Origin of the sequence: Pseudomonas sp. UBT (assembly GCF_050915955.1) — a bacterium.
Classification (GTDB): Bacteria; Pseudomonadota; Gammaproteobacteria; order Pseudomonadales; family Pseudomonadaceae; genus Aquipseudomonas; species Aquipseudomonas antarctica_A.
Genome location: NZ_CP168079.1, coordinates 2,903,033 through 2,929,405, shown reverse-complemented (window position 1 = coordinate 2,929,405; position 26,373 = coordinate 2,903,033). Strand labels below are relative to the sequence as shown.

Sequence of the window (26,373 nt, the reverse complement as noted above, 5' to 3'; positions counted from 1 at the left end):
CGGGGCCACGTCACCCGCTACGAGTACGCCGACGGTCTGCACCTGATCAGCCGCCGCATCAATGCCGACGGCAGCCAGGTCAACTACCGCTACGACAACGTGCGGTTGCTGCTGACCGCCATCGAAAACGAAGTCGGCGAAACCTACCAGCTCGATTACCACCCCAATGGCCTGATCCAGCAGGAAATCGGTTTTGACGGCCAGCGCACCGCCTACGTTTACGACCTCAACGGCAACCTGGCGGAAAAGACCGAATATGGTGATGACGGTAGTCAGCTCGTCACCCGCTATGAGCGAGACCATGCTGGCCGTCTCGTACGAAAAAACCTGCCCGACGGTGGAGTTGTTGATTACGCCTACGACCGCCAGGGCAACCTCCTCAGCGTCGACGACGGCCACTGGGCGCTAGCCTACGAATACGACAGCCAAAACCGCCTCACCGCCGACCACCAAGGCTGGGGCACCTTGCGCTACGGTTACGACACCTGCGGCCAGCTGCAAAACCTGCGCCTGCCGGATAACAACCGACTCATTTTCAGCCACAAAAAAGGCGGCCACCTCGACACGGTTCAATTGAATGGCAGCGTACTGACCACACATACATTCGAAGCAGGACGAGAACACCAGCGAGTCCAGGGCAAACTACTCAACAGCTACCAATACGACGATCAAGGACGTCTTTTCAACCACGGCATGTGCAACATCGAAGGTGTGTACCGCCGCCAATATGACTACGACAAATCCGGCAACCTCACCCGCCTGTTCGACACCCGTAAAGGCCAACACGACTACCACTACGACCCCCTCGCCCGTCTGACCCGCGCCGATCACTCTCAAGACGTGCAAGAACGCTTCGGCCACGACCCGGCAGGCAACCTGCTAATGCAGGATCGACCCGGCCCGGACATCGTGGCGGGGAATCGGTTGATGATCCAGGGCGATCATCATTACGACTATGACGCCTTCGGCAACCTGATCCGTCAAAGGCGCGGTAAGGGTCACCAACTTGTCACCGAATATCACTATGACTGCCAGCATCGGCTGATATCGATCACAAAACCCAACGGGCAGACGGCCAGCTATCGCTATGACCCGTTTGGTCGACGGATCAGCAAAACCGTCGACGACACAACCACAGAGTTTTTTTGGCAAGGCGACAAGCTGGTTGCCGAGCATCACGCGGATCGTCATCGCAGTTACATCTACGAGCCTGACAGTTTTAGGCCTCTGGCAATGCTGGAAGGCTTTGGCCCGAAAGAGACCCAGCCTTACCACTATCAACTCGACCACCTCGGAACACCGCAGGAGCTGACCGCGCCTGACGGTGAAATCGTCTGGTCGGCGCATTACCGCGCCTACGGTGAGATTGCCCGACTCGACATCGGAAAAATCGACAACCCGCTGCGCTTCCAAGGCCAATACTTCGACCCGGAAAGCGGGCTGCACTACAACCGCCATCGCTACTACAATCCGGATATTGGTCGTTACCTGACGCCTGACCCGGTGAAGTTGGCGGGAGGGATCAACACCTACCAGTACGTACCCAACCCAACCGGATGGGTAGACCCGCTGGGATTGAGCACCTGCCCAGGAGGAAAAGGATGCAATCCGGATGCTGAAGTTGAGGAGCCATCAGAAAAAGCTAAGGCTCATAAAGACGAGCCCTCCACGCCTTCGACCTCACGACGCCTCACTGAGTTTGGATCCGAAGAAAAACTGATCGCCCATTACGAGAAGCATGGAGCAGAATTCAACTCCAAAAATAGCCACGAGTACTTACTCACCGCACGGCATGTGATGGATAACGGCACCCCAGTCAACTATCCTTACAAAGGCGGCCAAAGAACAGGATATGTTTTACTCTTAGGCTTAAATAGATCAGGCCAAGCAAAGTTTGCTTTTGTGGGAACCAACCAGGACAGACAGATTACAACGCTCCACACTAAAAGCGGAAAAGATTTCTGGAGGACAATAAATGGCAACGCCTATGACAAAACCATCACACCTCACACCGAGTAAGTTTAAGAAAGCACAGGTCGTAGCGCTCAATGAACTGATAGAGGAAGAGGTGACACTACTCATTGATAAAACCGTAGTCACTTGCTTCGCTAGCTTCTGCCCTTACGAAATTGAGGTAGGGAAAAATTATGATGTAGAGCTAAACTTAAACCTAGCTGATTATTATCACGCTCAAAAAGTCGATTCGATTAATATTTTTGCCGAGCGCATAGAGAATGGTTTCTCTTACATACTTTACGGGATGCTACATAATGACACTTTTCAAACTTTTACTTTACTGAGCGATGAGGGCGTGCACTACGACCACCCGGATCTGAACGATTCGTTTATAAAATTAAATGTCGACAGGATTGACGTGGCCTTTTCAACAAAAGACGAATAATTATTTTAGATAAACATTGGCTCAGGATTATAATCAGTGTTTTCATATAGTCCTGCTACCGAAAGGGCAAATGAAATAAAGTTCATGACGCCTTAGAAAATCAGCGACAACCCCCATATTTACTTCAAGATACAGAAATGAAACCGATCCACCACATATAAATTTTTAATCAAACTATGAGAAGATAAAGACCAAGTAGAATAGCTAACCAGGCGAACTTAAAGCAGTGATTTTCTTCAAAAAAACTCAGCAATGTCTATTCCAATATCAAAAGTCGATCGCGTAACCCGAGTCAAATCGCCCCTCAGACCCTGGAAGGCTCCCAAGACGTTTTTATGATATTTCAAAAACCAGCGCGAAAATATGTGACCTCTGGAGCAGCATGACAATCTTTGAAGACTGCATCACTGCCATAAAAATCCGCGATTACCTCAGGGCAAATCCAGCAGTAATTCTATGTAGATTTTATGACAGCGAAACACATGCAGCGCCCAACTCTTATTCTCGACCGATTATACGAAGTCACTTCAGCGCCACACAAAACATTATTCGAAATAATGATCCCTGAAGATGTTCATTGCTTCATCAATACTTAACTTGCGAGCTCCCCAAAAAAAGCAACCAACCTGAGTCAAATGAGCGCCACATTATTATCGCACCGCCCCACTCACCCCCACGCCACCACCAACAACCCCACCCCCAACACCAAACACAACGGCGAATAAAAATACGTGTCCAACCTTGCAAACCTGGACCCACCCACCTTCTTGAAAAACCCCACCAACTCCGAATCCCCAATCGCCCTGGCAAACATGACCAAGGCTATCGCGCTGATCCCCCACTGCAGCGCTCCATGGGGCACGGGCGAGAAATACAGCCCAGCTCGCAGGCAAACCAGCAAAGCAATTGCCACCAACCCCATCGCGACGAGGAACGTGCCCAGTGCCGAGGGCTTGAATGCCGGCCTTGGCCCGCGGGCGAATTCGCCGGGCAGCTGGGGAATGGCCGCAACGCTGCCGAGTTTGCCACCGGCGGCCCAGTACAGGTGCACCATGCTGATGCAGGTAAAAACCCCGACGATCCACCGCGCGATGACAAAGCTCATGACTGGCTCTCCCTGAAAGGTGCGAATTAGGATAGTCGCCCTGAGATTTTTTGTAGGCATTTCGTCGGCGGCTGATGGTAAAGTGCCGCCCCATGAAAATCGCCCGTGCCGACCGCTCGCTCATTGCCTGGATGCTTTACTGCTGCGTCCTGTTCAATGTGTTCGCGTGCAGTATTGGTCATGGGCAGATGCTGGGGATGCAACTCAACGGCATCGGTGGCCAGTTCTGTACGGTTGACCCGCGTACCCAGGCGCCGGCGCAGACTAACTCCACGGATGAGAACCTGCCGACGCTGTCCAAGGCGTTCGGCTGCCCGCTTTGTTCGACCGGCGGCATGGGCCCGGCACTGAGCTCCAGCCTGAATGTGGCGGTGTTGCCACAACCTCACGCGCCACCACCGGCCGTGGTTCTCGCCGCCGACATCCCTGCCCGCTTCACCTGGCCCACGGCCAACCCTCGCGCGCCACCCGCTTTCGCCTGATTCCTTCGCTTTCCGATCTGCACCGGCCACCGTTCCCATTGGGGAATACGGGCGGCTGTGCGTTGTTTTCAAGCCAAGTTTTTCAGGATTCAACCATGAAACATTTACCCTTGTTGGCGGGCCTGTTCAGCTGCCTGCCTGTCTGTGCCTGGGCGCTGGAATTAGCCCCCACCACCATTGATGGTGAACAATCCACTGAGCCGGGCCTGGCCCTGGATCAATCCAGCGGCACGGCTTCCCGGCTGGGCTTAAGCGTGCGGGAAACCCCGGCGTCGGTGGCCATCGCCACTCGCAATGACATCGAGCGCCATGGCGCCAAGACCTTTCGCGATGCGGCCAACACTCTGCCAGGCGTCAACGCCAGTGCGCCACCCGGGTTTGGCGGGTTTGTGTCCTATCGTGGCTTTACCAGCAGCCAGATCACCCAAATGTTCAACGGCATCAATGTCGCCACCGGCTTGGCACGGCCGGTCGATGCGTGGATTTACGACCGCGTGGAATTGGTCGGTGGCCCCTCCTCCTTGATCAACGGCGCCGGCTCCGTGGGCGGCTCGCTGAACTACGTGACGAAGCTCGCAACCCGTGAGGAACAGGCCGCCGAAGGCCAGCTCACTTATGGCAGCTACGACACCGCCGGCATAGCCTTTGGCCTTAACCACGCCCTGACCGAACCGGGCGCCGAGGTGCAGCATTACGCGCGCCTGGACGTCAGCCGCAACACCAACCACAGCTACATCGACCGCGACCAGCGTGATGCCTGGAGCGTGGCGTTTTCCCTGCTCAGCGACCTCACGCCCAACCTGTCCCACACCCTGGCCCTGGAATACCAGGATGAACACGAAGACAGCCCGTATTGGGGCACACCGGTGCTCAATCCCAAGGCCGGCGAGTTGAAGATCGACAAGCACAACCGCTTCAACAACTACAACGTCGCCGACGGCCGTTACGAACAACGCACCCTCTGGGCGCGCTCGATCATCGACTACCGGATCAACGACAGTACCACGCTGAAAAACACCCTTTATCACCTCGACAGCCAACGCGACTATCGCAACCTGGAGACCTACCAATACAACGCCGACAATAGCGCGGTGAACCGCTCGACCGCTTATCAAGTCCGTCATCAGGGCGAGCAGAACGGCAACCAATTCGAGCTGCGCCATGACGACACGTTCTTCGGCCTCTCGACAACGTGGTCGGGCGGCTTTGAGTACAAAGTCAACAGCACTACCAACAACCCGCTGAACGTGCCGGGTAACAGCACGGTGGACCCGAACAACTACAACCCTGGGCATTTCTACGCTATTCCGGGCACCAAGCCTGGCTTCGTCAAAGACAAGACCAACCAAGTCACCACCAAGGCACTGTTCGTAGAAAATCGCCTGGGCCTCACCGATAAACTCTCGCTCTTGACGGGCTTGCGTTACGACGCTATCGATCTGGACGTCACCAATCACCGCACCATCACCACCACCAACCCACGGCATTTCAGGCGCAGTTGGGAGCCGGTAACCGGCCGCGTGGGCCTGACCTACCAGTTCATTCCATCGGCCAATGTGTATGTGCAATACAGCACGGCGGCTGAGCAGCCATCGACCACCACCCAAGTATTCGACGTGTCGACTGGCAAGCAGTGGGAAGTAGGCAGCAAGTTCGATTACCTGGACGGTCGCGGTTCGGCCACCCTCGCTGCGTACAAGATCGAGCGCAAGGATTTTGCCGTCACCGACCCGTTGGACCCGAACAACAGCATCCCGGTGGGTGCCCAGACATCCAAGGGGATCGAGTTGGCCAGTTCATTGCGCATCACGCCAAGGCTGCTGGCCGAAGGCAACTTTGCCTGGGTGGATGCCGAGTACGATGATTTCAACGAGAAAATCGCCAGCGGCGCGGTGGTCTCGCGCAAAGGCAACACACCCACCAACGTGCCCAAGCGTGTGGGCAACGTTTGGCTGACCTATGACTTTTCTGAGGATTGGCAAGGCGGTGTGGATGCGCGGTATGTCGCAGAGGTGTTTGCGGATAATGCCAACACTCAGACGGTGCCGGCCTACACGCTGTTCGGGACTTTCCTGCGCTACAAGGTGGACTCGCACACGTCGGTGACCGGGCGGGTGCGTAATCTGACGAATGAGGTGTACGCCGAGTTTGCGCATGTGTCGCCGGCGTACTACCTGGGTTCACCAAGGACCTTGGAGGTCGCGGTGCAAACCAGGTTCTAACGCTGGAATGCAATCAAGTGTGGGAGCTGGCTTGCCTGCGATGCCGTCACCTCGGTATATCCGTTACACCGCGGCGATGCTATCGCGGGCAAGCCCGACTCCCACACAGGCCCCACATTTGGATATCCATTCAATAGAAGGACCGTCGGTTACTTCAGGCTCGCTTCCACTTTCTGCGCCACATCTTCCGTCAACCAAGCCTTCCACACCTCAGGGTGCTCTTTCAGAAACGCCTGAGCCACATCCCGTGGCGGCGTGTGTTTCTCGCTCATCGATGCCAGCGATTTATTAAGCGGCTCGATAGGAAACTGAACCTTGGTAAAAAACTCAGCAATCTGCGGGTGGTCCTTTTGGAACGGCGTCGACACACCAATGCTCAACTTGGACGCCAACGACCGAGTCGGCCTCGGATTCGGATTATCCGCGTCGGTGAGCGTCTTCCAGGCATCGGCGTCAAACGGTGGCTCTTGCAACTGGATCAATTTGTAACGCCCCATCAAGGGCGTTGGTGACCAGTAGTAGAACAATACCGGTTTGCCTCGACGGATCGACGACGCAATTTCAGCATCCAGTGCCGCACCGGAGCCGCTGCGAAAGTTCACGTAGCTGTCGCTCAGGCCGTAAGCCTTGAGCTTCTGCGCGTTCACCACTTCCGACGTCCAGCCGATCGGGCTGTTCAGAAAGCGCCCTTTGCCAGGCGACTCGGGGTCCTTGAACACGTCCTTGTAACGCGCCAGGTCCTGCACAGTTTTGAGGTCCGGCGCCAACGGCTTAAGGCCTTTGGCAGCGTCGCCCTTAACCACATATTCCGGCACCCACCACCCCTCGGTGGCTCCCTTGACCGTATCGCCCAGACCGACCACTTTGCCTTCGGCTTCCGCCTTGATCCAGACCGGGCTACGGCCGGCCCATTCTTCGCCGATCACCTGGATGTCGTTTTTCGCCAAGGCGGTTTCCAGGGTGATCGTGGTACCGGGCAAGGTGTCGGTGGGCAGGTCATAGCCCTTCTCGACGATAAACCGCAGCACCTCGGTGATGAGGCTGCCGCTTTCCCAGTTCAGGTCGGCGAAATGCACCGGTGCCTGGGCGGCCGATATCGGCAGTGAGGCCACCGACAACCCCAGGGTCGTCAGGGACGCCGCCAACAGCGATCTCAATCCTTTCATGCCTTTGCACCTCGCGTTTTCACAACCCTAGCGGAAGGCTTTGCTGCGGATGCGCGAAGCCTCTGAATAGTTAAGTCAACTCAACTGTAGTAGAGGTTCCGGGAGAGCAAAAATACACACAGTGTTTGGCGACTACTCGCTGGCCTTGAAGGTCACCAGTTCGCCCTTGCGCCACTTGGCCGCCTTACCGGTCACCGCCTTGAGGGTTTTGGTCAGGCCTTCCTGCAGCTGTTCATTGGCGGCAAACACCAGCATCACGCTGTGGCCTTCCTTGAATACGATGCCCTGGCCTTCGGCCGAAGAAACGAAGGCGTAATCGCCCAGGCCATACACCGTCAACTTGATGTCGCGGAACTTCAGTTCGAACTTGCCACCTTCACGACTCGGCAACACGGCCGCGCGAAAGTGGTCACCCACCTTGAGTTCCAGGCGTGGCTTGTCATCCACGACCATCGCCGTTTCGGTATCGATCTCGGCGATGTAGATACCTTCCGGCGTCTGCTCTGTGATGTAAACGAAACGGGATTGAAACTGCTTGACCAACTTTGCGCGCAAATCACCCAGCACGAATAACGCGTGCATATCCAGATTACTGACTGCCAAGGAAACGCCCCCACATCAAAAATAACGCCGACCGCCGGAGCGGGCAGCACAAAAAAACGACCCGTAGCCACAAAAAATAGCGCGTAGCCACGATTACACATTCGAAAAAAACTGAAGAGAACCCGCTTCTACGTCATGAGACTAGTACAGGCGTGCGCGATGGACCTCATGCAAGGTCATCTGGCGCCACAGAAAATCACAGGTTCAACGGCCCGAGAATACGCGCCGACCAGCTTCAGAGAATAACCCAGTTAAAAACGCAGTTTCCGACAACCTACACATAACAAATTACCTGGCGTGGAACCAAGCATGGGCTGCCGACGACAATACTAAAACAGCAACACGGGTCAAAACCAGCCGAAACGCTGCTGGTGAGTCAACACGATTGATCGACAGGCGCTGGCCATGCACCCGCGCCAACACGACGTTACGCCTTCCGGCGCTCGTTCATCATGTCAAGACGAGCGCCAATACTACTGCTTAGATTACCCCAACGGGTACTCCAATTCCGTTCTTTACCCAGTTGTACCGGCCGGCCGCAATTTCTTACATATCCTGGAAGTGACCAGCGGCAGAATCAGAGGTTTTCGCAGTACGCACGCCCAGGCCTGCGAGTTGGCCAAACAGCTCGAAGCCAGCTTGCACGCCGCTTACGGCGGGTTCGTTTCGTCGTCTGGATGACTTTACTGCGCCGTCGCCCCTCAACAACTGCCATACTGCTCCGTCCATTGAAGTTTGCCCCCTGCGGGTCAGGTTTCATCAGTGCAGTTACCTTGAAGGGAAGGCTATACGTGACGGAATTTGATATTGGCGAATTTTTCATCCATGGCGATGCAAGGGAAGTAGACGGTGAGTTTCAAGCGGTGATCATCATGCGGGCCAAACCACCGCTGACCACGATCACCACGCATCAGGTAGAAAAAGATCGTTGGTTCAAAACTGTCGACGCCGCCGCAGTTGCAGCAAAGGATGCCGCCAAGGCCCTGAAAACCGCCGTGGATTCGGGGGCACTTAATTCCTGAACTCTGACACGCCCTGAGCCTCACATGCACAACGATCATCACCTTGCATGGAGAACGACCATGGACGCGCCAATCCCGACACTTGAAACTCTGTTTGAACAACTCGGCCTGGATTCAAGCCCCGAAGCCATCGACGCATTCATCGGCGCACACACGCTGGATGAAGACGTTAAGCTGATCGATGCACCTTTCTGGACGCCGCAACAAGCGGCGTTTCTCAAGGAAGAATTGCGCGAAGACGCCGAATGGGCCATCCCGGTGGATGAACTGAACCAGCGTCTGCATCAACCGCACTAACCTCCGTCAATGCAGGCTGTCTGACTGTTCCAGGCGCATCAGCGCCTCCCAGGCAGCCCTGCACTCCTCGGCTTCATCGCGGCTGGCGAACGCAGTGCCGCGTTGCTCACCATTGAGCAACACCACCCAGCAAGCTTTCTGACCCAGCGCACGCAGGGCTTGTGGTACGCCACTGCCGATCATCACGGCCACATCAACCTTATTTTGCATGGAGAATCTCCGCAACATTAGTTAGCTGCCTAACAATGTTGGCCATGCTACGGTTTTATTCCAGTTGGAAAAAGCTATCCCCGGAATAGCTCCATTGCATAAACAGCAACAATCCTAACGCGCGGCTTTAGCCCCTTCCGGTTTATAGCCCAGGCGTAAGCCCCCCCAATGCCTGCCCCTGACCATAATCGGCACCGACAAATCGTGCATCAACTCGCCGGTGTCGCGGGTGTAGGTCTGCAACAACACCGCTTGTTGATGGCTGCCGCAACGAATGCCGGTGCGGTCTTCAAATTTGCGCTTGGTACGGTTCTGCAGTGCATCGACCTGCGCGTCACCGGTGAGGGCGTGGGAGAACGCCTTGTTGTGCGTCGGCACATAGCCCTGAGGTGTGCAGGCGATAGCGAATACCAACCCTTCATGGCGCGGCAGCAACGCCTCCTGGATCGCCGGTAAGACTTGGTCGGTGTAGCCATCAAAACGCGTGTGGTATTTGCTCGGGCGGGTATTCGGAATGGGCGTGTAGCTGCGGTCAAACAAGTCCTCCAGGCTGATACGGTTTTGCAAGACATCGGCCTCAAACTGTTCGGCAATACGGCTGGCGCCTTCACGGGCCAGGTCGTAGATGCGCTGGTGATAGTCATCCAGGCCGACCTCAGCCAGGCGTTCGCTGATGGTTTCCGCTTGCCCCTCCATTTGTACGGCGACGTCGGCCAGTTGCCGAGTTTGCTCGTCGCTCACCGTCAAGTCGCTGCGCATTTGCTCCACGGCGTGGAACAGACTGTCGAGTTGCGCGCGGTTAGTGTCGGTGCCCTGCGCAATCTCATGGACTTGCCCTTCCACATCCGCCGCCAGGCTGGCGATGTTTTCCAGTTGCTCGCCCGCATGTTCCACTTGCTCGACGCCGATGTGCAGGTCCGCCGACAGTTGACGAATCTGCTCAACCACTTGAGCGGTACGTTGTTGGATATCAGCGACCATCACCCCAACCTCGTCGGTGGCCGTGGCTGTGCGCCCGGCGAGACCACGCACTTCATCGGCGACCACGGCAAAGCCGCGACCGTGCTCACCCGCACGCGCCGCTTCAATGGCGGCGTTCAATGCAAGCAAGTTGGTCTGACTGGCGATGGATTGGATCACCAGGGTCACGCGCTGGATTTCCTCACTGCGCTGGCTCAAGGCTTCGATCAGTTCACGGCTGGCATTGGCGCGTTGGCTGAGCTGGCGCATGCGGATGATCGACTGCGCCAGCACTTCACGCCCTTGCGTGCTGCACTGATGGGCCTGGCTGGCCGCGCCCAGGGCTTGGCGGCTGAGCTGGGAGGTGACCTGTTCGGTGCCGATCATCACTTCGGCACTGCTGACAATCTGCTTGGCTGCGCTCAGTTGCGACTGCACCCGAGCCGCCAGTTGCTTGACCGAATAGGCCACGCCGGCAGCGGAAAGCGCGTTATGGCTGGTGGTATAGGAAAGATCACGGGTCAGTTCGCCCACCGTGTCGACGGCCGGGGATGGCTGCACGCGGGGCGCACGGGTTTTGAGGGCGGGCAGCCAGATCACCAACAAGGCCAGTGGCACGCAGACGTACAACGGCAAGCCGGCAAACGCCAGACCCAGCAATACCAGCACCAGGGCGGCGCTCTGCACAAGCTGTGTCGGCCAGCCGGGCAACACGCGCGCCACCGTGTGCGGTGGCACCGCTGCGCCCATCAGAGATCCGTCTCCAGCCATCGTCGTTACCCCACTGCTTGTCGTTATTGTTTACGCATTAAACGCCAGTATTGGGCCATTATCCATGGGCCTTTAGTGGAGTGACTTGCAGCAAATCAACAGACAGGGGTGTAAACGGTATTTCTGGACACCGCATGCACGGCGTCCAATTTCAGCACAGCAGCCTTCAGCGTATCAGGCTTGACGCTGGTGCTTGTCGATCTGCTCGTGACGTTCTTGCGCTTCGATGCAGTATTTGGTGGTTGGGCTGATCAGCAGGCGCTTGAGGCCGATAGGCTCGCCGCTGTCATCGCACCAGCCAAAAGAATCTTCCTTGATGCGCTCCAGAGCGCGCTCAAGCTGCGGCAGCATACGCTGGTCGCGGTCGATGGCATTCACCAGCCAAGTGCGCTCTTCTTCCACAGAAGCGGCGTCAGCCGGGTCAGCCGGGGTATCCAGGCTTTCGATGGCGATGCGGTTCTGTTCAATGCGCGCGTGGTGTTCCACCTTCATGTCTTGCAGCAACTGCTCGAAAAAAGCGTGCTGTTCGGCATTCATGTAGTCATCCGCCGGCATGGCCAGCAACTTTTCCTTTGTCATTGATTTCTCTATAAAAAATACGTGCATTAAGGCGAATAAGGGAGCTTCCCGGAAGGCCTGTGCCGGTCTCGGAAAGGCGCCATCCATTTCAAGCGCCACCCGGCACTCAATTTACGAGGGGCGGCAGTCTAAGGCCGACTTGAGGGCTCAGCAACTGAAAAGACAGGCATTTTTTCCCAATTAACCCCCAAAGGCACCAGGACGGGCTTGGCGAATGGTCATCGGAGTGCGTTTATAGCAAGAAATTCAGTCTTGTGGAGCTATATAGAAGACAAACGGTTAGAACTCATTGGCGCAGATCCAAATGTGGAAGCGGGCTTGCTCGCGAATGCTGAGTGTCAGGCAGCGCATTGGGCACTGATACACCGCTTTCGCGAGCAAGCCCGCTCCCACACTTTGGTTCTGCGCCAGCTGCAAATCTGCGTTAGCGCTTGAGTTTGCGCTTGTTGCGATATTGGTCGATTACCACCGCCACCACGATGATCAGGCCCTTGATGATGTCCTGGATATACGCATCCACCCCGACAAAGGTAAACCCGCTGGCCATCACCCCGAGGATCAACGCGCCGATCACGGTGCCGGTGATTCGCCCTACCCCGCCCGCCAGGCTGGTGCCGCCGATCACCGCCGCAGCAATCGCGTCCAGTTCATAGGACATGCCCATACCGGCCTGGCCGGTAGCGGCACGCGCCGAAGCGACAACACCGGCCAGACCCGCCAGCAACCCGGCAATGCTGTAGACGATGATCAGATGGCGCTTGACGTTGATCCCCGACGTGCGCGCCGCCTGCATGTTGCCGCCGATGGCGTAGGTGTACTTGCCGTACTTGGTGTAGCGCAGCGCGATATGGAAGATCACCGCCACCACCAGAAAGATGATCACCGGCATCGCACCATGACCAATCGCCGTGTAGGAGTCCGACAGCATGCTCACCGGCTGGCCTTCGGTGTAGTAACGCGCCAGGCCACGCGCCGAGACCATCATGCCCAAGGTGGCAATAAACGGCGGGATACCGGTAACGGCGATGATACTGCCGTTAATCGCTCCCGCCAGCAGCCCGACCCCCAGGCCCATCGCCACGGGAATCCACACCGGCAAGTCAGTCAGGCTGGGGAACACCGCGCGGGAAAAGTCCGAGGTCTGCGCCAGACTGGCGGCGATCATCGCCGATAACGCCAACACAGAGCCGGAGGACAGGTCGATACCGGTGGTGATGATCACTTGGGTCACACCGATCGCCAGCAGGCCGATGATCGACACTTGCAGGATCATCAGCACCAGGCGCTGGGAGTTCATCAGGAAGCTCTGGTCACGCACGATCCAGCCGAACAGTTCAAATACCAGGCCGATGCCGATCAGCACCAGGAAGATGCTCAGCTCGGTGGGTAAACGCCGACGGCGCTTGACCGGTGCCGTGGCAGGCTTGTTGTCTGTTATTGCGTTCATAGCCAATCACCTTCTTATTCTGTGCTGTTCGTCAGTGGACTACGGTCATACCGGAAGCCAACTGCATGACTTTTTCCTGGGTTGCATCTGCGCGATCCAGGGTGCCCATCAGTTCGCCTTCGTGCATCACCATCACCCGGTCGCTCATGCCCAGCACTTCCGGCAGTTCGGAGGAAATCATGATCACCGCCATGCCTTCGCTGGCGAGGAAGGAAATCAAGCGATAGATCTCGGCCTTGGCGCCGACATCGATGCCACGGGTGGGCTCATCGAGAATCAACAGGCGTGGGTTGGTCATCAGCCAACGCGCCAGCAGGGCTTTTTGCTGGTTGCCGCCGGACAACGTGTCGATGCACTGTTCTAGGGATGGGGTTTTCACCCGCAGCTTCTTGCACATGTCTTCGCACAAGGCGCGCAGGGCCTTCTGCTGGATAAACCCGTTGCCCGAGTAAAGCGGCAGCACGGCCATCTCCATGTTTTCCAGGACCGACAGGCACGGGAACAGGCCGCTGAGCTTGCGGTCTTCGGTCAACAGCGCAAAACCCTTCTCGATGGCCATGTGCGGGTCGCTGATGCGCACCGGCTTGCCGTCGAGAGTGATCTGCCCGCCGGAGCTTGGGGTGATGCCGAAGATCGTTTCCGCCACGTTGGTGCGGCCCGAGCCCATCAACCCGGCGATGCCGAGGATTTCACCGGCGTGCAGATCGAATGACACGTCCTTGAACACACCGTCCAGGCGCAGGTCACGCACCGACAACAGCAGTTCGCCAATGGGCGTCTCGCGCACCGGGAACAACTGGCTCAGTTCACGGCCGACCATCATCGAAATCAGGCTGTCGCTGTTCATGCTGTCGGCGCGCTGCAGACCGATGTAGTGGCCGTCGCGAAACACCGCCACTTCGTCGGCAATGGCGAACACTTCGTTCATTTTATGCGTGATATAGACGATACCTTTGCCTTGGGACTTGAGGTCGGCAATGATCGAAAACAGGTGAGCCACTTCCTTCTCGGTAATGGCTGAGGTCGGTTCATCCATGATCAGGATGTCGGAGTCGTAGGACACCGCCTTGGCAATCTCGACCATTTGCCGCTCGGCGATGCTGAGGTTGCCGACATGTTCTTCGGGGTCAAGGTTGATGCGCAGGCGTGCCAGCAATTCGGCAGTGCAGCGGTGCATTTCACGGTGGTTGACCATGTGCAGGCTGTTGAGCTGCTCGCGACCGATCCAGATATTTTCGGCGATGCTCATGTGCGGCATCAGGTTGAGTTCCTGGTGGATCATCGCGATCCCGGCCTTCTGCGCCGCCAGCGGCGTTTCAAACACAATCGGCTTGCCACGCAGGCGAATTTCCCCCGCATCGGGCTGGTAGATACCGGCGATGATTTTCATCAGCGTCGATTTACCCGCACCGTTTTCGCCCATCAGCGCCAGCACGGAACCAGGGCGTACCCGCAATTGCACATCGGCCAGGGCCACGACACCGGGAAAGCCTTTGCTGATGTTGAGGATTTCCAGCAGGTAGGGTTCTTCCTGCAGCACGGGCTGGATGCCGGGAGGCTGCGAGACGGTGGCTTGAGCAAGCATATCGGGTACTCCATCAGCAGAGCGACCGTGGCCGCCCTGCTTGCTTATTGTTGTTATGAAGGGCTACTTGAAGTCTTTGACGTTGTCCGGTGTGATCAGCTTGAACGGGATGATCACGTTCTGCTCGACCGGCTCCTTCTTCGCCATCTTGCGCGCCGCCTCCACCGAACCGACCGCCTGGCCCTTGGCGTCCTGGAAGGCCGACGCCGCCATGTCGCCCTTGGTAATTGCGTTCAAACCGTCCGGCGTGCCATCAACCCCCGCAATTAACACGGTGCCTGGCTTGGTACCCGCCGACTTCAGCGCCATGGACGCGCCAATGGCCATCTCATCGTTGTTGGCCAGAACCGCATTGAACTCGCGACCTTGGGTCAGCCAGTCGTTGACCAGGGTCATGCCCTTGTCACGCAGCCAGATGCCGGTCTGTTCTTGCTCGATGGTAATGCCGGGGTATTTGGCCAGGATTTCCTTCACACCTTTGGTACGGTTGGTGGTGGAGTTGTTCGCCAGGTCACCCAGCAGGATGACGATCTTGCCCTTGCCGCCGAGCTTGTCGGCGATGTACTGCATTTGCAGACGACCGGCCTCGACGTCATCGGACGTCACCGCGACGACATCCTTGGGCAAGTCTTTTTGGTCAGGACGACGGTTGACGAAGACCAGCGGGATGCCCGCCTTGGTAGCGGCACTGATGATGTTCTTGGTCGAGGCGGTATCGACCGGGTTGACGATAATCGCGTCGACTTTCTGGCTGATAAAGTTCTCGACCTGGCTCAGTTGCTTGACCACGTCGGCCCGGGCGTCTTCGAACTGCAGCTGTACGCCGTCACCCTTGGGATAGGACTTGGCTTGCTTGTCCATGTCTTCGCGCAGGTAGGTCAGGAACGTGTCATCGAAAGCGGACATGGTCACGCCCACCTTGATATCGGCGGCCGCGGCAAAACCGCTGGCAAGCAGCATGGACAAGGCCAGCGCGGTAAAACGGATCGGGGTCTTCATGAACGGTCTGTCTCCAATTTCTTGTTGGTTTTTTGGACGTTGCGTTTATCAGAGCGTGGCTGGCGAAGACGGCAGTTGAACCACCGGTGCGCCGGGAATGCAGCACACCAGCGCGCCTTTGTTTTCGACGCACAGCACATTAAGGAAGGAGAAATAAAACGGCCGCGCGCGGGGCAGACCGCGGGGCGCAAGGGCGGGGCGTAAAACTCGCAGTACAGCGTTGAAGATTTTCATCTGACGGTACCTGGTTGTTTTTGATCTTGTTTTTGTCGAGTCGCCCGAATCGAGTCCGAGACGTACTTTATGCAACCTGGAAAAGACTTTATTAGAAAATAATTTCCATATCAACCTGTTTTAGAATTTTATTCTATTTTTGTTGAAACCACCTGCTGGTGCTCGTTGCTAAGGCGTGCAGCGTCCAATATACGGGTGGTTTCCAATGCGTCATTGGCATCCACCGGCAGCGGCCCAAGCCCTTGCACAGCACTTTGCAACTGGCGATAGAACTGCGTCCAGCAGCCTTTCTCCGAAGGCACCCGCTCACGCTCCTCGCCCTGTTCAAACCACCCCCAACGCCGATGCTCTTCCGCGCCCCAGTGCTCGCCCTCGGTTTTCGGCGACTTGCCCGCCATCAGTGCGGCTTCCTGACCGTCCAGCCCCTCCACGGTGTAACACCCCAAGGTGCCACTGACGCGAAAACGCGGGGCCTGGCTGTTTTGCAGCGCACTGCCCCACAGGTGGGAAATCACCCCATTGGCGTGAGTCAGGGAAACGAAAAAGCCGTGATCGAGGGTCGGATGTTGCGGGCTGAATTGCAGTTGGGCGAACACCCGGTCCACCGGGCCGAACAATTGCAGCGCCTGGTCCACCAGATGGCTGCCCAGGTCGCGCAACCAACCGCCGCCGCTGACGTTGCCCACCGCGTCCGGGCTGTAACGTTCGACGCGCGACTCAAAGCGCGTGACTGCCCCCAGAGCGCCGGCGTCAATCAGTTTACGCAGGGTCAGGAAATCCGAATCCCAACGCCGGTTCTGGTAGACGCTGAGCAATACACCCTGGCGTTCGGCGGCCGTGATCAGTGCCTGAGCCTGTTCGGCATTGGCGGCGAAGGGCTTGTCGCTGACCACCGCGACCCCGTGTTCGATGGCTTCCAGCACCAGGGCGGGGCGTCCTTTGAGGGTGGTGGAAATCACTAAAGCATCAACACCCGCCTCGACGATCTGGCCAATGGAGTCGAAGGCCTTGAGGCCTGGATGGTCGCTCGCCAGCTGTAGGCGACGCTCGGGGGAACGTGTCACTACGCCCACAAAGGTTGCGCCGGGCAGGGTTGCAATCAACGGTGCGTGAAAATAACGGCCGCCGTGGCCGTAGCCGACAAGTCCGATTCGCATATATGCGCTCCTTCATGAAGTGGAAACCCGATCTAAATGTGGGAGCTGGCTTGCCTGCGAAAGCGGTGTATCAGGCGGCATCAATGTTGAATGTGCCGCCGTCATCGCAGGCAAGCCAGCTCCCACACCGACCAAGTGCGTTCAGTGGAGTGGGGCTTAGCCGTAGAAAGGTGGGCGCGTTGGCAAGCTGACCTTGATGATCTGCTCGCTGCTCTGCGCTTCGATACACGCATCCGCCGCCACTGCCGCCGCAAACCCATCCCACGCCGACGGCCCGCCGACCTGCCCGGCGCGCACGCTGTCGATGAAGGCCTGTAACTCGACGTCGTAGGCGCCGATAAAGCGGTCTTTCCAATCCATCAGAATCGCATTCGACAGCTTCGCGCCACTGCGCAACTGCACCTGGGACGGTTCCGGCAGCTTGGCGATACCGGTCTCCCCCACCACTTCGCACTGGATGTCGTAGCCGTATTGGCAGTTCACAAACACTTCCACGTCGATGCGAGTGCCCTTGGCGGTTTCCAGCAGCACAATCTGCGGGTCGCGCAGGTGGGCCAGGGCCTTGCTGGTCTTGCGCGGGAACACCACCTGCACCGACACGTAGTCGTCGTTGAGCAACCAGCGCAACACATCCAACTCGTGGATCAACGTGTCGGTGATGGCCATGTCGGTCTTGTAGTTCTCACCCACCGTTGGGTTGCGGTGCGCGCAATGCAGCATCAACGGCTCGCCGATCTGGCCGCTGTCGATCACGGCCTTGAGGGCGCGATAGCCTTCGTCATACGGGCGCATGAAGCCCACTTGAACCAGGCGCTTGCCGTAGGCGACTTCAGCGTCAACGATCTTGCGGCAGCCTTCGGCCGTCACGGCCAGGGGTTTTTCGCAGAACACGGGTTTGCCGGCGGCGATGGCGGCGAGCACGAATTCTTCGTGGCTCGGGCCCCAGGAGGTCACCAGAATCGCCTCGACTTGCGGCGAATTGATCAGCGCATGGCCGTCGGCGTATACCTCGGCGTCCAGCTTCAAATCAGCCACAACCTTGGCAGCTTGCTCAAGGTTGATGTCGGTCACCGCAACTACCTGGCTGTTAAGCAAGGTCTGGCTGCAACGACGAATGTGGTCCCGGCCGATGGCGCCCGTACCGATTACACCTAGCTTCAAAGACATACCAAACTCCTCTTGTTATTAGTACTGCCGGGCCTTGGCCAGCTGTTCATTGAGTTTTTTCGCCGCCGCATTCGTGCGTTCGCTGGTGGACACCTGGGCAACACCCACACGCCACCACGACAAGTAGCCGTGGATCATGGTCTTGGGCAGTACCTTGATATCAATCAACGTCGATACCGTTTGTGTGCGCGCATCGGCCAGCGCCGATTCGAGCTGTTCCACGGTGCTGACCTTATAGGTCTTGCAGCCATAAGCCGCCGCGCTCATGGCGAAATCCACCGGCACCAGGCCGCCGTCGAGCTTGCCGCTCTCGGGGTTGCGGAAGCGAAATTCCGTGCCGAAGCTGTCCATGCCGTTGCCGATCTGCAGGTTGTTGATGCAACCGAACGCCATGTTGTCCAGCAGCACCACGTTGATCTTGCGCCGCTCCTGGATCGAGGTGGCAAGCTCCGAGTGCAGCATCATGTAAGAGCCATCGCCGACCAGCGCGTACACCTCCTTTGTCGGTTCAGCCAGCTTCACGCCGAGGGCCGCGTTGATCTCGTAGCCCATGCATGAATAGCCATATTCGACGTGGTAGGTGTTGACGCCTTTGCTGCGCCAGCTGCGCTGCAAGTCGCCGGGCAGGCTACCGGCGGCGGCGACGATGATGGCGTCATCGGCCAGGGTGTCATTGAGCACACCGAGTACACGGCTCTGAGTCAGGCACGAGCCGGTCAGTTCGATGAATTCGCGCAGCACCGCGCGATCCAGGTGGTCATCAACCTGCGGAACAAAATCATCACCGCTGTATTCCACGTGATGCACACGGTCCACTTCCGCCTCCAGCTGCGCCTTGGCGTCGCAGACCTGCTCGCCCCAACCGGCGCGGTAGTCGACCAAGGCGTCAGCCAGTGCCTCAAGGCCAACCTTCGCGTCCGCCAGCACTTGTACGCCGTCGAGCTTCAAGGCATCGCAGGGGCTGATATTGAGGTTGAGAAACTTCACCTCGGGATGCTTGAACAGCGATTTGGATGAGGTTGTGAAATCGGTATAACGCGTGCCGATGCCGATAATCAGATCGGCCTCGGGCGCCAGCAGGTTAGCCGCCAGGCAGCCGGTTTCACCGATGCCGCCGAGGTTCAGCGGGTGGTTGGACACCACCGCACTCTTGCCCGCCTGGGTTTCGGCGAAAGGAATATCAAAGCGCTCGGCAAAGGCTTGCAACGCGGCATTTGCCCCTGCGTACTTCACACCACCGCCGCAGATGATCAGCGGCTTGCGTTTGCCCCGAAAGGCGGCCACAGCGTCAGCGATCATCGCGTGGGTGGCTGGACGACGCTCGATACGGTGCACACGTTTTTGCAGGAAATAGTCGGGATAGTCCCAGGCTTCGGCCTGCACATCCTGAGGCAGCGCCAGGGTCACAGCGCCGGTTTCGGCGGGGTCGGTGAGCACGCGCATGGCGTGGATCGCGGCGGTCATCAACTGTTCGGGACGGTTGATGCGGTCCCAGTATTTGCTCACCGAACGGAACGCATCGTTGGTGCTGATACTCAGGTCGTGGAATTGCTCGATTTGCTGCAGCACCGGGTCAGGTTGGCGGCTGGCAAACACATCGCCCGGCAGCAGTAGCAACGGGATACGGTTGGCCGTGGCGGTCGCCGCAGCGGTCAGCATATTGGCCGCGCCCGGGCCCACGGATGCGGTGCACGCGTAGATCTTGCGGCGCAGGTGCTGCTTGGCAAAACCGATGGCGGCGTGGGCCATGCCCTGCTCGTTGCGGCCCTGGTGCACCACCAGGTCGCCGCTGTCCTGCTCCAGGGCCTGGCCCAGGCCCAGCACGTTGCCGTGACCAAAAATGGTGAACACACCGGCGACAAACTTGCTCTGCACGCCATCGACTTCGACGTATTGGTTATCCAGAAACTTCACCAGGGCCTGGGCCATGGTCAATCGTGTTGTGGTCATGTTCGCACCTTGTATGAATGCAAATCTGTCGATCAACAGTGATGTTATGAGGGAGCGTCAGGGCGGGGCGTTTTGCAGGTGGGCGATGCTTGCCCCAATGGCCTGCTGAATATCCACCAGCCCATGCACGCTTTCAGCAAACGGCTCGAACGACAGATAGCCGCCATACCCGGTGCTGAGCAAGGTGTCGATCTGCGCAGCATTGCCGAGGATATCGCCCTCGCCGACCAGCACGCGGTGGCCGTCGCGAATCGAATTCAGTGGTGCGTCTGCATCTTCCACGCCGGAGATATGCACCAGCCCGGTCAGTTCCGGGAAGAACTCATGCTCGCTGGCCAGGTGATGATGAAAGGTGTCGTGCACCAGGCGGAACACATCCAACCCGCCAATCGACTGGATCGCGTCCACCGCCACGCGCTTGCGGCGCAGGGCACACTCCTCAAACCCCAGGGGCTCGATAAAACCCAGAATCGCGTATTCACGCAGGATCGGCGCCAGCTCGCTCAACGCCGTGCGCAAACCGGCGGCACGCTGGGCTTCGCTGCGTGCATCGCCGCGCTCATTCAGCGGGCACATCACCAGGCCTTGCGCGCCGCATTCGCGGGCATAGGTGGCGAGGGCGATCGCCTGGGCGCGACGTTCATCGTTCCATACATCAAACGGGTACAGCGCGTTGATCGACAGCACCGTAATGCCCTGCCCTGCGCACAACTCGCGCACGCGGCTGGCCGGCGTGCCGAATTCGATTTCGTGCCCCTTGAGGTCGTTGCGAATCTCGATGGCATCGCATTTGAGGGCCGCAGCCAACTGGATGAAGTCCGGCAGGGAAAGGTTGGGCGCGACCATACGGTTTAGGGCAAAACGCAGAGACGACTGCATTGTTATTGTTCTCCGTCCAAACCGATTAAAGGTCCAGCAGCCAGCTGTGCTGTGGGTCGTTATGGAAATGCCAGGCGCGCTTGGGGCCGGCCATCACGTTCAGGTAGTACGACTCGTAGCCATACGGCACGCTGACCGGGTGATAACCCTTGGGCACGACTACCAAGTCGCTGTTTTCCACGGCCATGGCCTGGTCGATACTGCGGTCGTCGGTGTACACCCGCTGGAACACGAAGCCTTGGGGCGGATTAATCTGGTGGTAGTAGGTTTCTTCGAGAAAACTCTGGTGCGGCAGGTCGTCGGTGTCGTGTTTGTGTGGCGGGTAGCTCGACGAATGCCCGGAGGGCGTGCGCACTTCCACCACCAGCAGCGAATGGGCCGGCTCGCTGTCAGGCAGGATGTCACACACATAACGGGTATTGGCGCCTTTGCCGCGCACGCTGCGTTTGCACTGTTCAGGACGGATCAGACGCGGTTCAAACCCCTCTGCACCGGGCGCGGCGCAGACAGCGATTTGCACATCGCTCAAGGCGGTAATCTGCGCTTCGGTGCCCGGCGGCAGGTAGGCGGCGAAGGGTGATTTGTCTTCGAACACCGACTGACGATCACCGAGGTTCTGCCAGTTGAACCCCTCGCCCTCGATATTCACCCGGCCACTGAGCAGTACCAGGCACACCTCTTTATCGCCAGCGCTGACCGGCAGGCTTTCACCGAGGCTCAGGCGGTAGGCGGCAAAGCCCACGTACTCCAGGCGCCCCTCTTCCAGCGCGACCATGGTTTGCCCGCGTTTGCTGCTTTTAACCAACAAGCTCATCACTCAGTCCTCTCGTTGAGAAGCGCGCGCAACGTGTCATAGCCCTTTTTCGCATAGATATAGCTGGGCGCCACGGCTGGGTCCTGCTCGGCTTCAACTACCAGCCAGCCCTCATATTGGGCGGCCAGCAATACATCGAGCAACTCGGCAAAGTCGATATCGCCATCGCCGGGCACGGTGAAGGTGCCATTGACGATGCAGTCCGGAAAGCTCCACATCTGATTGCGCGCCAGTTGCACCACCGGCTTGCGTACGTCCTTGAAGTGCACGTGGCAGACGCGGTCGATGTGTTTGCGCAGTACCTCGATGGGTTCGCCACCGCCCATGTAACAGTGGCCCGAATCGAACAGCAGGCCGACTTCCGGGCCGGTTCGGCGCATCAGTTGGTCGATGTCCTCCGGCGACTCGACGTAGGCGCCCATATGGTGGTGGTAAGCCAGGCGCACGCCCTGGGACAGGGTAAAGCGCGCCAATTCGGTGAGTTTGTCGGCATAGTCCTGCCAGGCCTGTTCGCTGTGCAAACGCGGGCGTTCGATCAGGCGGACTTTCGAACCCTGGATAGAATCAGCCACTTCGCCGTAGACCAACACCGTGGCACCGTTCTGTTTCAGCAGCTCGACGTGACCGGCGATGGCCTCGATTTCCTCTGCCACCGAACGCCGCGCCAGGCGGCTGGAGTACCAGCCAGAGACCAGCGCCAGGTCATAGGGGCGCAACACATCGCCCACCCCTTTTGCGTCCTTGGGGAATTTGCCGTTGAGCTCAAAACCCTCGTAGCCGATTTCCTTGCCTTCGCTCAGGGCGGTGCTCAGGGGCGTTTCGCCGCCCAGCGCCGGCAGGTCGTCGTTGCTCCAGGAGATCGGGTTGATGCCAATTCGGATTGCGGGCATGGCTGCACCTTTATTATTTTTCAGCTTCACTGATATCTGGTGTGTGTGGGAGCTGGCTTGTCGAATCGACAAGCCAGCTCCCACATTTGAATGCATTTCAGGTTAAAGACTGTGTTCAGCCTCGCGAACTGCGCCAGGCGTTGATGAGCTGTTCGAAGGTTTGCTGCACCTGCTCAATCAGCGTCTCATCATTAATCTCCCCCGCCATCCACGCGCGGCTCGGTTCCTGGAAGATCGTGCGGCCCACCGCAAACCCACGGCAGGTGGTGCTTTGGCTGGCTTGCTGGAAGCCATCGGCGAGGCATTCAGCCGATGCGTTAAGGCCCAGCAGCACCACGCCGCGGCAGTACGGGTCGCGTTCCTGGATCAGCTCATCGAGCTTTTTCCAGTCTGCGGCCGATTGCGCCTCGATCTTCCACCATGCCGGGTAGATGCCCAGGTTGTACAAGCGCTTGAGGCTGCGATAGAGCACGTCGGGATAGGTCGACGGGTGGTCTTTGGGCGGGATGACTTCCAGCAACAGCTCATGGCCGCTGACCAGGGAGGCCTCGTACACGGCCTTGAGTTGCGCTTCCTGTTCCAGGCGCAGCATCGGCTCGTCGTCAGGGTGGAATTGCACCAGGCACTTGATGATTTGCTCCTGCGGCCAGGCGATCAGATTGCTGCCTACCGAGCGACCGTGCTCAAACGCCAGGGGCCGCGAGTTCTGCACTTCCACCGGGCGGGCGATCCACCAGCCGCGACCGCTGGCGGCATTGAGCGCATCCTGCCCGAAGCGTTGGTCGGCCAGCAGGCCCACATCAGCCTCGACGCCTTGCTCGCGTAGCTTATGTTCCACGCGTTCAATGGCCTGGATAAACAGCTGCTTGATGTCGCTGATACGCTTCAGGTCCTGGCCGCCTTTTTGCGCCAGGTCCACCAATTGCCAGCGATGGTCGAACGCAAACACAAACAGCTGCTTCCAGGCTTTGCGAGGCACGGTGACCCGGTGCAGGCGCTGCAGGGTGACGTCCTGATCAGGGCGGGTGATGGGCACCGGGCTATTGAACAGGTAATCCAGTTCGGCAGGCGTTGGCATGGCCGGCGCGCAAGCGTGGCGGGACACGACGAGACCACCGCAGGCGTTGGCCAACTGGCTGCAGCGCTCATCGCTGGCATCGTTTATCCAGCCGCTGAGGAAGCCCGACATAAACGCATCGCCGGCGCCCAGCACATTCAGCACTTCAACCCGCACGCCCGGGTAAATCGCGCCATCCTCCAGCCGCGCTGGAACCGCGCCGTGGATCACCGTGCAACCTTGCGGGCCGAGCTTGACCACCAGGGTCGCCGGGGTCAGTTCACGTACGGTACGCAACGCGGTGAGCAAGTCTTCACTGCCGCCCGCGATCAAAAACTCTTCTTCCGTGCCGACGATCAAGTCGAAACGCGGCAGGATTTTCTGCACATGCTGGCTGACATTCTGGTCGGCGACAAACCGGGTTTCACCATCCGCCTTGCCCGCCAGGCCCCACAGCACGGGGCGGTAGTCAATATCCAGCACGCGCTTGACGTTGTGTTTGGCGGCGTAGTCCAGGGCCTGAATGCTGGCCTTGTACACGCCATCGGTGGAGAAATGTGTGCCGGTGATCAGCAAGGCTTTGCTGGAGGCAATAAAGGCTTCGCTGATGTCCTCAGCGCGCAGCGCCATGTCGGCGCAGTTCTCGCGGTAGAACACCAAGGGGAAGGTTTCGCGGTCCTTGAGGCCCAGCAGGACCAGGGCGGTAAGGCGCTCCGCGTCGACCTTGATGCCGCTGACATCACAGCCTTCACGGGCCAGGGATTCCACCAGGAAGCGACCCATGTGGTCGTCCCCTACCCGGCTCAGCATCGCCGACTTGAGCCCCAGCCTCGCGGTGCCGAACGCGATATTGGCGGACGACCCGCCGAGGTATTTGGCGAAGCTGGACACGTCCTCAAGCCGCGCACCCACTTGCTGTGCGTAGAGGTCGACGCCCAGGCGCCCGAGGCAAATCAGATCCAATTGACGCCCACTGGCAAAACGAGTCTGGCCCATGCTGGCTCCTGTTATTTTTATCAGCCTGCGTGGTGCCGCCGTGGTGACGGCACACGCTCTTGGTGCAAGCAGACTAGAACGTTCAGCGGCCTCAATCAATATTTATTCCATAATTATTTTTAGTGGAATATTTTTTCCAATAAGCCAGCATAATGGCATGCCAGCCCTCCTGCACCGTTTCAGCCGCCCATAGGCGCCGTGATGCCGGGGTATTTTTTTGCGCCTACCCTGTAGACTTGCGCACACCCATCAGCGCATCAGAAGAACAAGCCAAAAGGATTGCCCATGTCCCGCACCGATCAGCCGGCCACGCCCGAGACTCCTTCGCAAGACCCTCTCGCCAGCCCCCCGATCAATGCCGAGCGCCTGTTGCATCTGATCACCGACGAATATGAAAGCCTGCCGCGCCAGCTCAAACGCATCGCCAGCTACATGAGCCAGCAAAGCGACCGGATCATGGTTGACCGCATCAGCGACATCGCCCGCGAATGTGAAGTGCACCCGTCGGCCATCGTGCGGTTTTCCCAGCGTTTCGGGTTCAGTGGGTTCAGTGAGATGCAGGCGCTGTTTCGCGAGGCCTACACCCACAAGACCACGCCGGTGCAGAACTACCAGCAGCGCATTCGCAGCATGATCGCGAACAAATCGCAGAAGGCCAGCGGCGGCGACCTGGCGCGTGAATGTGTGAACGCCACCCTGTCCGGCATCGAGCGCCTGGGGCTGGAACTGGACGATGTGGCGTTTGAGAAGGCCGTGGACCTGGTGGTCAATGCCGACAATATCTACGTGGTCGGTGTGCGCCGCTCCTTTGCGGTGGCCGATTACCTGGTCTACAACCTGCAACACACCAACAAGCGCATTCACCTGATTTCAGGCCTGGGCGGCAGCTACCGCGAACAGATGCGCAGCGTGCGCGCCAATGACCTGGTGATTGCCATCAGCTTTACGCCCTACGGCAAAGAGACCCAGCACTGCCTGCGCATTGCCCAACATCACCAGGCCAAGACCCTGATCATCACCGACAGCAACCTATCGCCCCTGGCCAAACGGGCGAACGCGGTGCTGTTGGTGAATGAAGGGTCATCGTTTGCCTTCCGCTCGTTGAGCGCCACCTTGTGCCTGTGCCAGGCGTTGTTTATTGCCGTGGCGTACCGGTTGGAATTGAAGGTGGATGAGATTCACGAGCAGGTCGGCTTCGACGACTGATCCTGTGGCATTGGATATCCCCTGTGGGAGCGGGCTTGCCCGCGATGGCCATAGGTGTCTACACATCTTTTTTACGGGTTGAGTGCTGTGGTTGTCGGGGAGCGTTGAGTACATATCCGTTGTTTGGGTAACGGCTGATATGGGTTCCGCCCTTACGGCGGGTCACTTTGGAAA

General features: G+C 58.4%; 25 protein-coding genes. 8 read left to right on the top strand and 17 right to left on the bottom strand.

The annotated features are described in order from the left end of the window. Together ACDZ94_RS13355 and ACDZ94_RS13350 are read left to right on the top strand one after the other, a co-directional pair. On the top strand, nt 1-2,019 hold a 2,019-nt coding region (locus ACDZ94_RS13355), incomplete at its 5' end, for an RHS repeat-associated core domain-containing protein (RefSeq protein WP_432750269.1). Next, complete coding sequence (locus tag ACDZ94_RS13350; protein ID WP_064452055.1) at nt 1,976-2,401, top strand: hypothetical protein; 426 nt, start codon at nt 1,976-1,978, stop codon at nt 2,399-2,401. The genes ACDZ94_RS13355 and ACDZ94_RS13350, both read left to right, overlap by 44 nt. Nucleotides 2,402-3,068: 667 nt before the next feature. Here the strand turns inward: ACDZ94_RS13350 and ACDZ94_RS13345 are convergent. Then, entirely contained in the window at nt 3,069-3,506 is a 438-nt protein-coding gene (locus ACDZ94_RS13345; protein ID WP_064452054.1) for a DUF3995 domain-containing protein, read from the bottom strand. A gap of 92 nt (nt 3,507-3,598) precedes the next feature. Between ACDZ94_RS13345 and ACDZ94_RS13340 the strand changes: the two genes are divergently transcribed. Together ACDZ94_RS13340 and ACDZ94_RS13335 are read left to right on the top strand one after the other, a co-directional pair. Then, nucleotides 3,599-3,988, top strand: a complete 390-nt coding sequence (locus tag ACDZ94_RS13340; protein ID WP_064452053.1) for a DUF2946 domain-containing protein — start codon at nt 3,599-3,601, stop codon at nt 3,986-3,988. A 95-nt stretch (nt 3,989-4,083) separates the two neighbouring features. Then, nucleotides 4,084-6,210, top strand: a complete 2,127-nt coding sequence (locus ACDZ94_RS13335) for a TonB-dependent receptor (protein ID WP_432750268.1) — start codon at nt 4,084-4,086, stop codon at nt 6,208-6,210. A gap of 149 nt (nt 6,211-6,359) precedes the next feature. Here the strand turns inward: ACDZ94_RS13335 and ACDZ94_RS13330 are convergent, their stop codons facing one another. After that, nucleotides 6,360-7,376, bottom strand: a complete 1,017-nt coding sequence (locus ACDZ94_RS13330; RefSeq protein ID WP_259762638.1) for an ABC transporter substrate-binding protein — start codon at nt 7,374-7,376, stop codon at nt 6,360-6,362. A 132-nt stretch (nt 7,377-7,508) separates the two neighbouring features. After that, nucleotides 7,509-7,958 carry a hypothetical protein gene (locus ACDZ94_RS13325; protein WP_174244875.1) on the bottom strand — a complete coding sequence of 150 codons (450 nt, stop codon included), beginning with the start codon at nt 7,956-7,958 and terminating at the stop codon, nt 7,509-7,511. Nucleotides 7,959-8,770: 812 nt separating this feature from the next. Here ACDZ94_RS13325 and ACDZ94_RS13320 point away from each other — a divergent pair. Together ACDZ94_RS13320 and ACDZ94_RS13315 are read left to right on the top strand one after the other, a co-directional pair. Then, a complete protein-coding gene (locus ACDZ94_RS13320; protein WP_064452049.1) occupies nt 8,771-9,001 on the top strand; it encodes a hypothetical protein in 231 nt (76 codons plus the stop codon). A gap of 60 nt (nt 9,002-9,061) precedes the next feature. Continuing rightward, nucleotides 9,062-9,298, top strand: coding sequence for a DUF2789 domain-containing protein (locus ACDZ94_RS13315; protein WP_053256456.1), 237 nt, complete (start codon nt 9,062-9,064; stop codon nt 9,296-9,298). 6 nt (nt 9,299-9,304) lie between these two features. Here the strand turns inward: ACDZ94_RS13315 and ACDZ94_RS13310 are convergent, their stop codons facing one another. The 14 genes from ACDZ94_RS13310 to ACDZ94_RS13245 all read right to left on the bottom strand — a co-directional run bounded on the left by ACDZ94_RS13310 (nt 9,305) and on the right by ACDZ94_RS13245 (nt 24,993). Beyond that, nucleotides 9,305-9,508, bottom strand: a complete 204-nt coding sequence (locus ACDZ94_RS13310) for a hypothetical protein (protein WP_053256457.1) — start codon at nt 9,506-9,508, stop codon at nt 9,305-9,307. A gap of 114 nt (nt 9,509-9,622) precedes the next feature. Next, nucleotides 9,623-10,855, bottom strand: coding sequence for a methyl-accepting chemotaxis protein (locus tag ACDZ94_RS13305; protein WP_420492095.1), 1,233 nt, complete (start codon nt 10,853-10,855; stop codon nt 9,623-9,625). A 558-nt stretch (nt 10,856-11,413) separates the two neighbouring features. Continuing rightward, nucleotides 11,414-11,818 (bottom strand): TraR/DksA family transcriptional regulator, encoded by a 405-nt coding sequence (locus ACDZ94_RS13300; protein ID WP_058411639.1) that lies wholly within the window; start codon nt 11,816-11,818, stop codon nt 11,414-11,416. 424 nt (nt 11,819-12,242) lie between these two features. Beyond that, nucleotides 12,243-13,265, bottom strand: a complete 1,023-nt coding sequence (locus ACDZ94_RS13295) for an ABC transporter permease (RefSeq protein WP_064452047.1) — start codon at nt 13,263-13,265, stop codon at nt 12,243-12,245. Nucleotides 13,266-13,296: 31 nt separating this feature from the next. Then, entirely contained in the window at nt 13,297-14,850 is a 1,554-nt protein-coding gene (locus tag ACDZ94_RS13290) for a sugar ABC transporter ATP-binding protein (RefSeq protein WP_064452046.1), read from the bottom strand. Nucleotides 14,851-14,913: 63 nt separating this feature from the next. Next, entirely contained in the window at nt 14,914-15,849 is a 936-nt protein-coding gene (locus ACDZ94_RS13285) for a sugar ABC transporter substrate-binding protein (RefSeq protein ID WP_432750267.1), read from the bottom strand. A 48-nt stretch (nt 15,850-15,897) separates the two neighbouring features. Then, a complete protein-coding gene (locus ACDZ94_RS13280) occupies nt 15,898-16,083 on the bottom strand; it encodes a hypothetical protein (protein WP_082895868.1) in 186 nt (61 codons plus the stop codon). Nucleotides 16,084-16,211: 128 nt separating this feature from the next. Beyond that, nucleotides 16,212-17,240: a Gfo/Idh/MocA family protein gene (locus ACDZ94_RS13275; protein WP_432750266.1), complete on the bottom strand. Its 1,029-nt coding sequence runs from the start codon at nt 17,238-17,240 to the stop codon at nt 16,212-16,214. Between the two features lie 156 nt (nt 17,241-17,396). Next, nucleotides 17,397-18,407, bottom strand: coding sequence for a Gfo/Idh/MocA family protein (locus ACDZ94_RS13270; RefSeq protein WP_432750265.1), 1,011 nt, complete (start codon nt 18,405-18,407; stop codon nt 17,397-17,399). An 18-nt stretch (nt 18,408-18,425) separates the two neighbouring features. Then, on the bottom strand, nt 18,426-20,357 hold the full coding sequence (gene iolD, locus ACDZ94_RS13265) for a 3D-(3,5/4)-trihydroxycyclohexane-1,2-dione acylhydrolase (decyclizing) (protein WP_432750264.1): 1,932 nt from the start codon (nt 20,355-20,357) through the stop codon (nt 18,426-18,428). A 57-nt stretch (nt 20,358-20,414) separates the two neighbouring features. After that, entirely contained in the window at nt 20,415-21,236 is an 822-nt protein-coding gene (locus ACDZ94_RS13260; protein WP_432750263.1) for a TIM barrel protein, read from the bottom strand. 25 nt (nt 21,237-21,261) lie between these two features. Then, nucleotides 21,262-22,050, bottom strand: a complete 789-nt coding sequence (gene iolB, locus ACDZ94_RS13255) for a 5-deoxy-glucuronate isomerase (RefSeq protein WP_064452040.1) — start codon at nt 22,048-22,050, stop codon at nt 21,262-21,264. Beyond that, nucleotides 22,050-22,940 (bottom strand): myo-inosose-2 dehydratase, encoded by an 891-nt coding sequence (gene iolE, locus ACDZ94_RS13250; protein WP_407017638.1) that lies wholly within the window; start codon nt 22,938-22,940, stop codon nt 22,050-22,052. Before iolE ends, iolB begins: the two co-directional genes overlap by 1 nt. A gap of 115 nt (nt 22,941-23,055) precedes the next feature. Next, nucleotides 23,056-24,993: a bifunctional 5-dehydro-2-deoxygluconokinase/5-dehydro-2-deoxyphosphogluconate aldolase gene (locus tag ACDZ94_RS13245; protein ID WP_432750262.1), complete on the bottom strand. Its 1,938-nt coding sequence runs from the start codon at nt 24,991-24,993 to the stop codon at nt 23,056-23,058. Here ACDZ94_RS13245 and ACDZ94_RS13240 point away from each other — a divergent pair. After that, on the top strand, nt 24,992-25,186 hold the full coding sequence (locus tag ACDZ94_RS13240; RefSeq protein ID WP_221294521.1) for a hypothetical protein: 195 nt from the start codon (nt 24,992-24,994) through the stop codon (nt 25,184-25,186). The genes ACDZ94_RS13245 and ACDZ94_RS13240 overlap by 2 nt on opposite strands. Before the next feature lie 92 nt (nt 25,187-25,278). Then, nucleotides 25,279-26,199 carry a MurR/RpiR family transcriptional regulator gene (locus ACDZ94_RS13235; protein WP_432750261.1) on the top strand — a complete coding sequence of 307 codons (921 nt, stop codon included), beginning with the start codon at nt 25,279-25,281 and terminating at the stop codon, nt 26,197-26,199. Nucleotides 26,200-26,373: the final 174 nt, after the last annotated feature.

Coding starts and splice junctions, on each gene's coding strand:
- ACDZ94_RS13310 (WP_053256457.1), bottom strand. CDS start 9,508: ATGCAAAATAAGGTTGATGTGGCCGTGATGATCGGCAGTGGCGTACCA.
- ACDZ94_RS13290 (WP_064452046.1), bottom strand. CDS start 14,850: ATGCTTGCTCAAGCCACCGTCTCGCAGCCTCCCGGCATCCAGCCCGTG.
- ACDZ94_RS13345 (WP_064452054.1), bottom strand. CDS start 3,506: ATGAGCTTTGTCATCGCGCGGTGGATCGTCGGGGTTTTTACCTGCATC.
- iolB (WP_064452040.1), bottom strand. CDS start 22,050: ATGAGCTTGTTGGTTAAAAGCAGCAAACGCGGGCAAACCATGGTCGCG.
- ACDZ94_RS13285 (WP_432750267.1), bottom strand. CDS start 15,849: ATGAAGACCCCGATCCGTTTTACCGCGCTGGCCTTGTCCATGCTGCTT.
- ACDZ94_RS13295 (WP_064452047.1), bottom strand. CDS start 13,265: ATGAACGCAATAACAGACAACAAGCCTGCCACGGCACCGGTCAAGCGC.
- ACDZ94_RS13275 (WP_432750266.1), bottom strand. CDS start 17,240: ATGCGAATCGGACTTGTCGGCTACGGCCACGGCGGCCGTTATTTTCAC.
- iolD (WP_432750264.1), bottom strand. CDS start 20,357: ATGACCACAACACGATTGACCATGGCCCAGGCCCTGGTGAAGTTTCTG.
- ACDZ94_RS13350 (WP_064452055.1), top strand. CDS start 1,976: ATGGCAACGCCTATGACAAAACCATCACACCTCACACCGAGTAAGTTT.
- ACDZ94_RS13240 (WP_221294521.1), top strand. CDS start 24,992: ATGCTGGCTCCTGTTATTTTTATCAGCCTGCGTGGTGCCGCCGTGGTG.
- ACDZ94_RS13325 (WP_174244875.1), bottom strand. CDS start 7,958: ATGCACGCGTTATTCGTGCTGGGTGATTTGCGCGCAAAGTTGGTCAAG.
- ACDZ94_RS13315 (WP_053256456.1), top strand. CDS start 9,062: ATGGACGCGCCAATCCCGACACTTGAAACTCTGTTTGAACAACTCGGC.
- iolE (WP_407017638.1), bottom strand. CDS start 22,940: ATGCCCGCAATCCGAATTGGCATCAACCCGATCTCCTGGAGCAACGAC.
- ACDZ94_RS13330 (WP_259762638.1), bottom strand. CDS start 7,376: ATGAAAGGATTGAGATCGCTGTTGGCGGCGTCCCTGACGACCCTGGGG.
- ACDZ94_RS13340 (WP_064452053.1), top strand. CDS start 3,599: ATGAAAATCGCCCGTGCCGACCGCTCGCTCATTGCCTGGATGCTTTAC.
- ACDZ94_RS13335 (WP_432750268.1), top strand. CDS start 4,084: ATGAAACATTTACCCTTGTTGGCGGGCCTGTTCAGCTGCCTGCCTGTC.
- ACDZ94_RS13270 (WP_432750265.1), bottom strand. CDS start 18,407: ATGTCTTTGAAGCTAGGTGTAATCGGTACGGGCGCCATCGGCCGGGAC.
- ACDZ94_RS13305 (WP_420492095.1), bottom strand. CDS start 10,855: ATGATCGGCACCGAACAGGTCACCTCCCAGCTCAGCCGCCAAGCCCTG.
- ACDZ94_RS13245 (WP_432750262.1), bottom strand. CDS start 24,993: ATGGGCCAGACTCGTTTTGCCAGTGGGCGTCAATTGGATCTGATTTGC.
- ACDZ94_RS13235 (WP_432750261.1), top strand. CDS start 25,279: ATGTCCCGCACCGATCAGCCGGCCACGCCCGAGACTCCTTCGCAAGAC.
- ACDZ94_RS13300 (WP_058411639.1), bottom strand. CDS start 11,818: ATGACAAAGGAAAAGTTGCTGGCCATGCCGGCGGATGACTACATGAAT.
- ACDZ94_RS13280 (WP_082895868.1), bottom strand. CDS start 16,083: ATGAAAATCTTCAACGCTGTACTGCGAGTTTTACGCCCCGCCCTTGCG.
- ACDZ94_RS13260 (WP_432750263.1), bottom strand. CDS start 21,236: ATGCAGTCGTCTCTGCGTTTTGCCCTAAACCGTATGGTCGCGCCCAAC.